Source organism: Flavobacterium urumqiense, assembly GCF_900108015.1.
Classification (GTDB): Bacteria; Bacteroidota; Bacteroidia; order Flavobacteriales; family Flavobacteriaceae; genus Flavobacterium; species Flavobacterium urumqiense.
This window is the reverse complement of record NZ_FNVP01000010.1, coordinates 102242-113331: the sequence shown is the minus strand read 5'-3', so window position 1 is coordinate 113331 and position 11090 is coordinate 102242. Positions and strand designations below refer to the sequence as shown.

12 protein-coding genes are annotated in these 11090 nt (G+C 31.8%); 11 read left to right on the top strand and 1 reads right to left on the bottom strand.

The genetic code is table 11. The annotated features are described in order from the left end of the window. The coding region (locus tag C4S35_RS12485; protein WP_146059543.1) for a transposase at positions 1-290 on the bottom strand (290 nt) is incomplete at its 3' end. A 1144-nt stretch (positions 291-1434) separates the two neighbouring features. Here C4S35_RS12485 and C4S35_RS12480 point away from each other — a divergent pair. From C4S35_RS12480 to C4S35_RS15650, 11 genes are all read left to right on the top strand, one after another. Beyond that, complete coding sequence (locus C4S35_RS12480; protein ID WP_104000486.1) at positions 1435-2082, top strand: hypothetical protein; 648 nt, start codon at positions 1435-1437, stop codon at positions 2080-2082. A gap of 168 nt (positions 2083-2250) precedes the next feature. Further along, a complete protein-coding gene (locus C4S35_RS12475) occupies positions 2251-3027 on the top strand; it encodes a ferritin-like domain-containing protein (RefSeq protein ID WP_104000485.1) in 777 nt (258 codons plus the stop codon). Between the two features lie 33 nt (positions 3028-3060). Then, positions 3061-3861, top strand: a complete 801-nt coding sequence (locus tag C4S35_RS12470; RefSeq protein WP_104000484.1) for a ferritin-like domain-containing protein — start codon at positions 3061-3063, stop codon at positions 3859-3861. 199 nt (positions 3862-4060) lie between these two features. Beyond that, positions 4061-4510, top strand: a complete 450-nt coding sequence (locus tag C4S35_RS12465; protein WP_104000483.1) for a ferritin-like domain-containing protein — start codon at positions 4061-4063, stop codon at positions 4508-4510. Between the two features lie 809 nt (positions 4511-5319). Further along, positions 5320-5676, top strand: a complete 357-nt coding sequence (locus tag C4S35_RS12455) for a hypothetical protein (protein WP_104000481.1) — start codon at positions 5320-5322, stop codon at positions 5674-5676. A gap of 18 nt (positions 5677-5694) precedes the next feature. Further along, positions 5695-6687, top strand: coding sequence for a 2-hydroxyacid dehydrogenase (locus C4S35_RS12450; protein WP_104000480.1), 993 nt, complete (start codon positions 5695-5697; stop codon positions 6685-6687). 816 nt (positions 6688-7503) lie between these two features. After that, on the top strand, positions 7504-7848 hold the full coding sequence (locus C4S35_RS12445) for a DUF892 family protein (protein WP_104000479.1): 345 nt from the start codon (positions 7504-7506) through the stop codon (positions 7846-7848). Positions 7849-7873: 25 nt separating this feature from the next. Beyond that, entirely contained in the window at positions 7874-9256 is a 1383-nt protein-coding gene (locus C4S35_RS12440) for an NAD-dependent succinate-semialdehyde dehydrogenase (RefSeq protein ID WP_104000478.1), read from the top strand. Between the two features lie 20 nt (positions 9257-9276). Further along, positions 9277-10275: an NADP-dependent oxidoreductase gene (locus C4S35_RS12435; protein WP_104000477.1), complete on the top strand. Its 999-nt coding sequence runs from the start codon at positions 9277-9279 to the stop codon at positions 10273-10275. 39 nt (positions 10276-10314) lie between these two features. Then, entirely contained in the window at positions 10315-10788 is a 474-nt protein-coding gene (locus C4S35_RS12430; protein WP_104000476.1) for a Dps family protein, read from the top strand. Positions 10789-10816: 28 nt separating this feature from the next. Next, positions 10817-10984 (top strand): hypothetical protein, encoded by a 168-nt coding sequence (locus C4S35_RS15650; protein ID WP_159916747.1) that lies wholly within the window; start codon positions 10817-10819, stop codon positions 10982-10984. Positions 10985-11090: the final 106 nt, after the last annotated feature.

Here is an 11090-nt window from a genome sequence, read left to right as displayed (position 1 = left end):
TCTGGTGCCATTTCCAAAAAATACTTAAAAGACATATCAAAACGGGAGCGCTCCACTACATCAACATCTGAAACGGTATAAATTGTTTTTAGAAGTAAATACTTGTACATACGCACAGGACTTTCCGCTGTTCGACCATTATTTGTACAGTATTTATTTAACAACTCATCGTAGATAAATGAAAAATCGATCAAATCATTGATTTTCCTTAGCAAATTATCCTGGGGAACGATTAAATCATATAATGAAGAATACGGACTGAACTGAATTTTTTGTTGCTGTACTAACATCTAAAAAGCCTTATGGTTACAGTTAAAAATACGAAAAAAGGAGTAGAAAACTATAGTTTTCTACTCCTTTTTATTAACAAGTAATTCTTAAAAAGACTTTTTCAGTGCCCTCCCGAATCGGGTAGCCTTTTTTTTTCCCTTTTCCTGTTCTGATTTCAAATGCTGTTAACTGAGTCAGAGTATTTCAGTAGCTGTATTCATTACCATTTATGATCCTGCAGCGTTTCTAAAACGTTGTGGGTATTTTTTTTTAAATAGTTATTTTTTTTAAGATGTATGTACTGCCATGTTAAAAAAAGATCTTGTATGATAATACGCTAACTAGATAATACTGTTGTACGTTTTAAGATGGTGCAAAATAATCACATTTAGATTATTTTAATGAATCAAACTGATTTCAGTGGGTTATCAAGCCATGATTCGCTTTGACAACGTGCAAGTCAGCATTATAAAATATTATTTTTACACATCCCATAAACTCGAACCGATCTATTTGTGGGGTTTTTATTAATCAACAAACATTTACTAAAAACCAAAGTAAAATAAAAGAATGCCTGCAAAATAGTAAACTACTTCGGGACAGAATATTAACAAAAGAACAACTTATAATTAATCTTGCCTTAAAATGATATCTTTTATTTTGAGGTAGTCCCAATAAGCGGCGGACTATTTTTTTTCTTGAAAAAATAGTCCATCTAAAATCGCGTATACATAACGTTGAACGTTAGTTAAATTTTTATTAATATATTGACAATCAAATACATAAGTATATTATTATTTTCGTAATTTTAATCTTCAAAAAAAAATTCAGCAGTTAAGTGAAAATTGAAGTAAGCTAAAAATAAGTTTATTTGAAATTTAAACGCCTGTCGGACGATGAACTGATTTTTGAATAGAATAAAAAACGCTTGAAAACCCCAGATCGAGCTTAGTAAAAGAATAAGTATACAAAATTATCGCGTTGAGGTACTCCTTTTATATAAAAATTGGAGAATTATTATAAGTTATAAAGTAACCTCTTCACTGCATAATAATATATTTATTAATCAGTACAAGAAATTATATACCTACTTCAGATAAAATTAAAAATCAAAGTATACAAGATTTTAAAATAGCATTTATAAACAATTTAAAAATAGAAAAGATGAAAAACAAAGTAGCAATTTTTTTGCTAATTCTCTTATCAGGATTAGGAAATTTATCAGCACAAGACAATAAAATGTCTAAGTCTAAAAATGCAATGATGATGCCCGATTTAAAAAACTGGCCAGAAGCTTCGCGTATGGCGGTAAAAGAAATCACGGACAAGTACGGTAAACCCGATGGTATCACGAATAACGAGCTAATTTGGTTGAAAAAAGGTGTTTGGAAAAAAATCTGCATTGATAAAAAAGAAAGTAAACACAGTTTTCCAATTGAACATACCGATATGATGCAAACCACCATTCATTATAAAGTGCCGATGGATATAATGGACGAGCTTAGTAAATTCGATGGAAGTGTAACTTTTGACCGTACTCAAGGAACTCTGAGTGCACGTTGCGATAAAGAAGGAAATAATTTCTTAGCGTTAAATTTGGCTAATGATATAATTATGGGTAAAAAATCTGTTGAGGAGGCACGAAAAGCATATGGAGATATTGTAAAAGAAAAGATGAATGGAGGTAATCCACTGTACATGCAAAAACTAACATTTGCAGTACAGGAAAACACTGCAGATGCTGATATAAATACTACTGGATTGACTAAAGAGGAAGTAATGAAGAATATGAAAAAAACAGATGAAAAATAAACGAATTGTAAATTAGTACTAAATCGCATAAATTTAAACTTACATAACTAATTATATTCTAGCGTATTAAGGTTTTTTAATTATTTAAGTTTTATTACTCTTCCCAAAACTAAAACACCTACTGCATGATTAATTAATTTTATTGTTAACCTTTTAATTGTTTAAATTATGAAAAATGTAGTTAAAATTCAAAAAGTAGACCCTGCCTTCACAGACAGGAGGAAATTCCTCAAAATCAGCGGACTCACTCTTATGGGCACAGGCTTACTATTAGCTGGCTGTACAAAAGATGACGAAATCATGTCAAGCCCTGATCAAAACGGTTTAATATCCAAATTTGGTGGCGGTCATTTCCCTGGAGTAAAAAATGGTGTATTTGATTTAGGAGGAAATGATTTAGGAATATTGACCTACGCTTATGCTCTAGAACAATTAGAGGCCGATTTTTACACTAAAGTCGTAAATGCTAGTGGTTTTACATCAAGTTTTACAGCAGAAGATCAGCAGGTGCTGGTTGATTTGTATAATCATGAAGTAATACACCGAGAATTCTTTAAAGCAACTTTGAGCACAGCGCTTCCAAATCCAAAAAAACAATTACTTCCTGACTTAGCCTTTGATTATGGAGGTTTAAATTTTAGTAGTCGCAGTCAGGTTTTAGCTACAGCTAAAGCATTAGAAGATACTGGAGTTGCGGCGTACAATGGTGCGGGAAGATTAATTTCAAATCCTACATATTTGTTATTAGCAGGGAAAATAGTTTCGGTTGAAGCGAGACATGCTTCTGCAATCAGAAGTTTAATTAATCCCAATTCCAAAGATTTTGCCGGGGATGATGTGGTAGATCCTACAACTGGTCTGGATGTTAAGAAAAATCCTTCTGAAGTCCTCGCCATTGCTGATGGATTTATTACAACTCCTTTCACTGCATTATACTTACCGTAAACAATTAACATTCAACATTTAAAAATAGAAATTATGAACATATTAAAATTTATAGAGTCTTTTGCTAATGAAAGTTTAATGCAAAGTAAAGGCTCAAGAAGAGAAAGTTTTGGACAATTTGGCCAGTTGGGGAAAAATTTAGCTTTGGCTTCTATTCCATTTGGATTGTCAACATTTACAAATTCTGCCTATGCTGCAGATATCAGCCCAACGCCAAGCACACCAACTGGTGCTTTACAACTTGCTCTGACATTAGAATACCTTGAAAAAGAATATTATCTTTTAGGACTACAGTCGGGTGTGATCCCTACAGGCGGAAGAGATGAAAAAGTTTTTATGCAAATATCAGACCATGAAACAGATCATGTTACCTTCTTAATAAACGCATTAGGTGGCCCTGGAAGTCCAAATGTTGTTGCAAAACCGACATTTGACTTTACAGTTGGTGGAATTTTTCAGCCATTTACTGATTATGCGACGTTTTTGGCATTGGCACAAGGTTTTGAAGATACTGGCGTACGAGCATATAAAGGACAAGCTGTAAATTTAATTTCAACGCCAGATTTGCTGACTGCAGCCTTGCAGATCCATTCTGTCGAAGCGCGTCATGCCTCTGAAGTAAGACGATTACGCGGTCAAAAAGGATGGATTATTCGCAATGATCGTGGCGGTTTACCGGTTCAGGCCCAACCTGTATATAATGGGGAGGAAAATACTAACCAGGCTGGCTATAATACCGCAGCATTATTTGGTGTTGACGCAGGAACAGAATCATTTGACGAGCCGTTAACAACTGAGGAAACGGTCGCAATAGCCAATTTATTTATTGTTTAATAGTTGTGAATTTAATTTTAAAACCACCTAAAAAGAAATTAAAAATTTCCACAATCTAAGAAATTTTAAATACTGTATATCAATTACTTAATAATATGTAAATGTTGCAAAAATTTCAAGTAATTGTATAAAAATAGTAGTGTAGATTTAACTGAACTTTGTATTGTGAAAATTAATTCGCCAATTAAATACAAAAAAGATGAATACTGAAAAATCAATTGAAATATTAAATTCCCTTATTCAAATCAACAACGATAGAATTGAGGGATATGAAACTGCTTCAAAAGAGGCTGATGAAACAGACTTAAAAACATTGTTTTCTCATTTTACTGAAACCAGTCTAAAATGTAAACAGGAACTTGTTGCTGAAGTAAACAGATTAGGTGGAAAACCTACCGAAGGAACTACTACATCTGGTAAATTCTTTAGAGTATGGATGGATATAAAATCAGCAGTTACCGGTAGCGATAGAAAAGCTATAATCAATTCCTGTGAGTATGGCGAAGATGTTGCGGTGGAGACTTATAACGACGCGTTAAACCATAGTGAAGATCTAACCCCAGAACAACTGATGATGATAAAAGAACAACATTCATCTATAAAAGCAAACCACGATGAAATCAAAAATTTACGTGATTTGATGGTTTAATCAACTAATAGTTTTTTAAAAAATATGCAGCTTAAACACTATGTTTTATCTGCATATTTTTTTTAATTAGTATTCTTTCAGTATGTTAAAATTTTACTGAAATCAACTTTTTTAAGTGTGAATGATATAAGTTTTATTAACAATTATGTAATAATTTTTAGACTTTATCAAAATATATTTGCAATGTAATTTTGATGCTGTTAAAAAGATTTTAACGAATTTTTACTGTTTATTTTAAAATTCATTAATTGTTGAAAGCATCAAATTAAATAAATTTATTCTAACAAATCTAAAAAAGAAAATTATGAATCTAAAGAGAATCTTTGGCGCATTACTTACCGCTCTCGGAATAGGTGGTCTAATCTACACTGCAATAGTATTTTCCAGTACTTCGGGTGAAACACAGGATATAAAATCACTTATAATTTATGGTGTACTTGGTATAGTATTCTTTATATCAGGCATTAGTCTGGTTCGTACGACAAAGGACGAATCATAAAAATTGGTTTCTAATTCTATTTCTCCTTGAAATATAGTAACTATTATATTTGTTTTAAATAATATCGTTTTGATATTTTCAAATAATGAAAGCAATTTTTTGTTTTTTTATTTTCTTAAATGTCTAAGTTCAATCCATTTTATATTTTTTAAAACTTAATTAAAACAGCGCTAAGTATTTATCTATCAAATAGTTATGCGCTTTGTTTTTTTTAAAAATTATTTATAAAACGTTAGTAATGCAACTCCTACACTTAATTTTGTAATATTGTTTTTTTATACTACAGCTTAATCTTTTAAATACTAAAAAAATGAAAAAGAAAGTAAACACTTCGAAACCGCTTAAAAAAGAATTAAATTTGGAAAATGAAGACAATTTTCCTGACCATCAAATCTACCCTTCCAGTGAGGATATCTATAACAAAAATCACAAAGAAAGCGATATAGATCCAGAGAATATTTCCAAAATGAAAGAGGCGATTGAAGTAGATCAAATTGGAAGGTCTAATGAAAAAAATTTTGATGAAGATATGAGCGGAGATGACTTGGATATTCCAGGTTCGGAATTAGATAATCTGCAAGAAGATATAGGCAGTGAAGACGAAGAAAATAATTATTACAGCACTGGTGGAGACAATCACAATGATTTAGACGAAGACAACGGATAAAAAATTCAGAATGTAAGAATGAAAATAGCCTTATTCAGCACGAAACCCCATGATCGTGAATTTTTAGATAAATTCAATACTAATAACGAGCACGAACTAATTTATTTTGAAGCTCCTTTAAATGCGGATACAACAAATTTAGCATTAGGATTTAAAGCGGTTTGCGTATTTGTAAATGACAAAATCGACGCAATAACTATTGACAAGCTTTCTAAGATAGGTGTTAAACTCATTGTTTTAAGAAGTGCAGGTTTTAATAATGTAGATCTTGAAGCCGCAAAAAACAAAAACATAAAAATAATGAGAGTTCCTGCTTATTCCCCTCAAGCAGTTGCAGAACATGCCGTAGCATTAATTCTAACCTTAAATAGAAAAACGCATAAGGTATACAATAGAGTGCGAGAGAGTAATTTTTCACTGGAAAACCTCATTGGATTCAATCTTTACAATAAGACTGTTGGCGTCATAGGCACCGGAAAAATAGGAGCTACTTTTTGCCAAATAATGTTAGGTTTTGGATGCAAAGTTATTGCCTTTGATATTGATGAATCTGAAAAGCTCAAAGAAAAAGGTGTCGAATACAAAACCTTAAATGAATTATTTATAAACTCAGATATTATCTCCCTTCATTGCCCACTGAATGATGACACAAAATATCTCTTTGACAGCGCCACTTTTTCCAAAATAAAAAATGGAGCTATGCTTATCAATACAAGTCGTGGAGCATTAATCAAAACATCAGATGCTATCGATGCATTAAAAAATGGACAATTGGGATATTTAGGAATTGACGTTTACGAGCAAGAAGAAAAATTGTTCTTTAAAGACTTGTCTGAAAGTATTATACAAGATGATTTAATAGAAAGATTAATGGCATTTCATAATGTTTTGATTACACCTCATCAAGGATTTTTTACAAAAGAAGCGTTAGATCAAATTGCCATTACTACCTTAAAAAACTTTACGGATTTTGAGAAAGGACTACCTTTAGAAAACGAAGTAAACTTATAATTAATTCTACTTCATTTGTAGTTCATACAAAAAATTAAAATTAGCTAATTTCTACACATTCTTATTTTATTTTTAAAAATTCATTTATCACTACTAAATAATTGAATACCAATTTTTTATATCATTTTTAACTAAAAATATTGGTAAAATTATTAATTTTAAGACACTGTTTTATTTAAAGGTTTATATCAAAAAATATTAAATATATTTTATAAAACCAGTAAGTAAAGTCTGCAGTCCTATTCCTATTTTTTAATCTTATTAATTGGGTAAGCTTCAAAAACTTCAGCGAAATAAACGATCAAAAAATAGATTTTCATAATTTTTTAAGGATTATCCTTAAATATTAAAGTGGAATTATAAGACTTAAATAGTCTAATTTTTTAAAATCAAGGATATGAAAAAGTTCATTTTTTTTTTAAAGTTTTAGCAGCATTTTCTTTATTATTTAATTTATACTCCGCTGGTTACTTTGATTAAGAACCCCCATACATCGATATTGTAAGATCAACTTGGCCGGTGTATGATTTTATTTGGAATGAGGGAAGACGGATTTGGAGTGATAGAGACAGAGCTTATAGGTATAGAGATTGTTATTGGGCAGGACTAAATCATTGGCGTCTCGAATATAAAAGGACATTGGAAAAGATCTCCGCGCGGATCTCATTTGGTTTAGGGCAGAAGATAAATCAACCCTTAATTCTATTATAAAATGTGTGAAAGTTGTAACTCATTTATAAAATTGTATAAAGCATTAATTCGCAATAACTCTGAAATTTACATTAGTAGATTTAGAGTATAATTAAATATAAACTTATGAAAAGTACCGCCACCAAAACTAATAAAAATAGAAATCCACAAGAAGGTAAAGGAAATTCAGAGTTATTAACATCTGAAAGAAAAGAAGGTTGCCGCAATATTTTTGTGGATGAACTTAAAGAAATTTATTTTGCAGAAAAAGCACTACTTATATCTATACCCATAATGATTAAAAAGGCGGCGACTAAAGATTTAGTTGATTCACTTACTACACATTATGAATTTACAAAAGAACATATTAAGCGTTTGGAAGGTATTTTTTCTTCAATAGGTGAATCCGATATAGTTTCAAAATATGAAGCGATGTATGGGTTAATTAAACCTTTAGAAAAAAAAAATTAAAATTAATTATTTAAAATTATTAATTATGTCCATTCAAACTGTTAATCCATATACTAATAAAGTTGTCAAATCATTTGAAGAAATGACAGATAAAGTTGTTGATACATTACTTGAAAAATCTGAAAAAACATTTAAAGAATGGAAAAAAACAGGCTATCCAGAACGTGCCAAATTATTGCGTAAAGTGGCTAAATTAATGCGTGATAAAAAAGAATCACTTGCTAAAATAATTACTTTAGAAATGGGAAAATTAATCGCTCAAGCAGAAGGTGAAATTTTATTAAGTGCTGATATTTTTGATTATTATGCAAACAATTCTGCTGATTTTTTGGCGGATAAGCATTTGAAACCAGAATTTGGCAGCGCATACATACGTTTTAGTCCAATAGGTATAATTTTAGGTATAGAACCTTGGAATTTTCCATTTTATCAAGTGGCGCGTTTTGCAGCTCCAAATATTATGGTAGGAAATACCGTTTTAGTAAAGCATGCCTCGATGGTACCACAATGTGCTATTGCCATCGAAGAATTGTTTATAGAAGCGGGAGCCCCTGCTGGCCTTTATACAAACCTTTTAATTTCAGGTAAAAGAGCTTCCGCTTTAGTGGCTGATAAAAGAATTAAAGGAGTATCACTAACAGGTAGTGAAGAAGCAGGTGCAAGTATAGCAACAGAAGCGGGGAAAAATTTAAAAAAATCTGTTTTAGAATTAGGCGGTAGTGATGCTTTTATCATACTTGACGATGCGAATATTGATAAAGCTGTAGAATGGGGAGTCATTGGCAGAATTAATAACAATGGAGAGTGCTGTATCGCATCTAAAAGATTTATTGCTGTTGAAGCTATTGCTGATGAATTTATTAAAAAATTCAAAGAAAAATTATCCAACTTAGTTATTGGTGATCCAATGAATTCCAAAACCGAGCTTGGTCCATTGAGCAGCGAGGCAGCTGCTGTACATATAGCAGATCAGGTAAAAAAGTCGGTCGATGCAGGTGCAAAAGTGTTATTAGGCGGTACACGGTCTGATCGTGAAGGTGCTTTTATGCAACCTACAATTCTTACGGATCTAAATCCAAATATACCAGCTTATTACGAAGAATTATTTGGCCCGGTAGCTTCTTTTTATCGTGTCAAAGATGAACAGGAAGCAATCGATTTAGCAAATGATTCCAGTTTTGGGTTAGGCTGTTCCGTATTTACCCAAGATATAGAAAGAGGAAAACGTGTTGCTGACAAAATTGATGCAGGAATGGTTTTCATTAATCATCCGACATGGACACAATCAGATTTACCTTTTGGGGGAACTAAAGGCTCCGGTTACGGCAGAGAATTGTCTGAATTGGGAATTCAAGAATTTGTAAATAAGAAACTCATTCGCGTAAGCGGTCTTTCTGACCCTTTTTAGAATTTAAAAGTTAATAAGTGATGAAGACAAAACAAATAGTATTAGCATCGAGACCAAAAGGGTCTCCTACTCTTGACAATTTTAGATTAGAAACTGTCGATGTGGCTCAAATTAAAGATGGAGAAGTTTTATTGGAAGGAATTTATTATTCAGTTGATCCTTATATGCGAGGTCGAATGAATGATACCAAATCATACACTCCCCCTTTCGATATTGATCAGCCCATACAAGGTGGTGTAATTGCAAAAGTTTTGGAAAGTAAATCTGATAAATTAAAAACGGGGGATATCGTTTTAGGAATGTTACCCTGGAAAGAAAAAGATATTGCTTCAGAAAAAAATTTAAAAAAAATTGATACTTCTGTTGCACCAGTGAGTTATTATCTGGGTGTTTTAGGAATGACCGGACTTACTGCTTATTTTGGATTAATGAATATTTGTAAACCAAAATCAGGAGAGACTGTCGTCATATCAGGAGCTGCCGGAGCTGTAGGAGTTGTAGTAGGACAAATAGCAAAAATTCAAGGATGCCGGGTTATTGGAATTGCAGGTTCTGATGAGAAAACGAAATCGTTAAAAACGGAATTCGGTTTTGATGAAACCATCAATTACAAAACCACAAAGGACATGAAACAAGCAATTGCAGCTTTGTGTCCAAAAGGTGTAGACATTTATTTCGATAATGTTGGCGGTGAAATCTCTGATGCCGTTATTGCAAATATAAATTTTAATGCCAGAATCGCATTATGCGGACAGATTGCGTTATACAACAGTACTGAAATACCTGTGGGGCCTCGTTTACAACCAATGTTACTAACCAGAAGTGTGCTGATGCAAGGCTTTATCGTAAGTAATTTTCAGAACGAGTTTCCCGAGGGTTTTAAGCATTTAGCCGAGTGGGTAAAAGATGGAAAAATAAAATTTACTGAAACAATCGAAAATGGTTTTGACCAATTACCTAAAGCATTGTTAGGATTATTTAAAGGCGAGAATATGGGCAAAATGATTGTTAAAGCCTAAAATATTTATAAAAATAGAACAAAATAAAAACAAAGAATTATGAAACCACAAATTGGAATTACAGACATTCATTTACAAAAAAGCAACACATTCCTTTCCTCTGTTTTAGCGAATGAAATGACATTGTATGTTAAATTAAGAAAATTTCATTGGAATGTCGCTGGCGAGAATTTTATGGAACTTCACAAATTGTTTGAAGGCCAATACAAACAATTGGAAGAATCGATTGATGAAATTGCTGAACGTATTAGCAAACTTGGAGGAAAAACTATAGGTACAATGAAAGAATTTTCTGAACTGACCATTATAAAAGAATCGCCAAATCATTATCCTTCTCAAAAAGAAATGAAAAAAGAATTATTAGATGATCATGAAACACTAATTGTCCAATTGCGAAAAGATATTGATGCATGTGCGAATGAAAATAAAGATGCTGGGACAGCGGATTTTATGACTGGATTAATGGAGCAACATGAGACAATGGCATGGGTACTAAGAAGATATTTAAGCTAATTTAAAGTCCTATTAAATTTAATATAAGATGGAAATAGTAGAAAAAAAATTAGAACCCATTTCTAAAAGCAATTGCAGAGTTGGTAGAATTAGCTCCTTAAGGCCTGTCGAAGAAGATAAACAAACGACAGAAATTGGCTTTAAAAAAGTAGATTTAGAAACATCGCATGAAACTATAAGTACTGAAATTGTATAAATAAAGTATTTTTTCCAAATTATATTACACAAAAAGGAGAGTTTTCTCGACGTATTAATGATAAATTAAAAAGCACATTATAGTCGACAAATCTAATCTAAGATAT

Bases quoted from the DNA above. Each gene is read 5' to 3' on its own strand.
- C4S35_RS12470 (WP_104000484.1), top strand. From the start codon at position 3,061: ATGAACATATTAAAATTTATAGAGTCTTTTGCTAATGAAAGTTTAATG.
- C4S35_RS12465 (WP_104000483.1), top strand. From the start codon at position 4,061: ATGAATACTGAAAAATCAATTGAAATATTAAATTCCCTTATTCAAATC.
- C4S35_RS12435 (WP_104000477.1), top strand. From the start codon at position 9,277: ATGAAGACAAAACAAATAGTATTAGCATCGAGACCAAAAGGGTCTCCT.
- C4S35_RS12440 (WP_104000478.1), top strand. From the start codon at position 7,874: ATGTCCATTCAAACTGTTAATCCATATACTAATAAAGTTGTCAAATCA.
- C4S35_RS12430 (WP_104000476.1), top strand. From the start codon at position 10,315: ATGAAACCACAAATTGGAATTACAGACATTCATTTACAAAAAAGCAAC.
- C4S35_RS12480 (WP_104000486.1), top strand. From the start codon at position 1,435: ATGAAAAACAAAGTAGCAATTTTTTTGCTAATTCTCTTATCAGGATTA.
- C4S35_RS12455 (WP_104000481.1), top strand. From the start codon at position 5,320: ATGAAAAAGAAAGTAAACACTTCGAAACCGCTTAAAAAAGAATTAAAT.
- C4S35_RS12450 (WP_104000480.1), top strand. From the start codon at position 5,695: ATGAAAATAGCCTTATTCAGCACGAAACCCCATGATCGTGAATTTTTA.
- C4S35_RS12475 (WP_104000485.1), top strand. From the start codon at position 2,251: ATGAAAAATGTAGTTAAAATTCAAAAAGTAGACCCTGCCTTCACAGAC.
- C4S35_RS15650 (WP_159916747.1), top strand. From the start codon at position 10,817: ATGGAAATAGTAGAAAAAAAATTAGAACCCATTTCTAAAAGCAATTGC.
- C4S35_RS12445 (WP_104000479.1), top strand. From the start codon at position 7,504: ATGAAAAGTACCGCCACCAAAACTAATAAAAATAGAAATCCACAAGAA.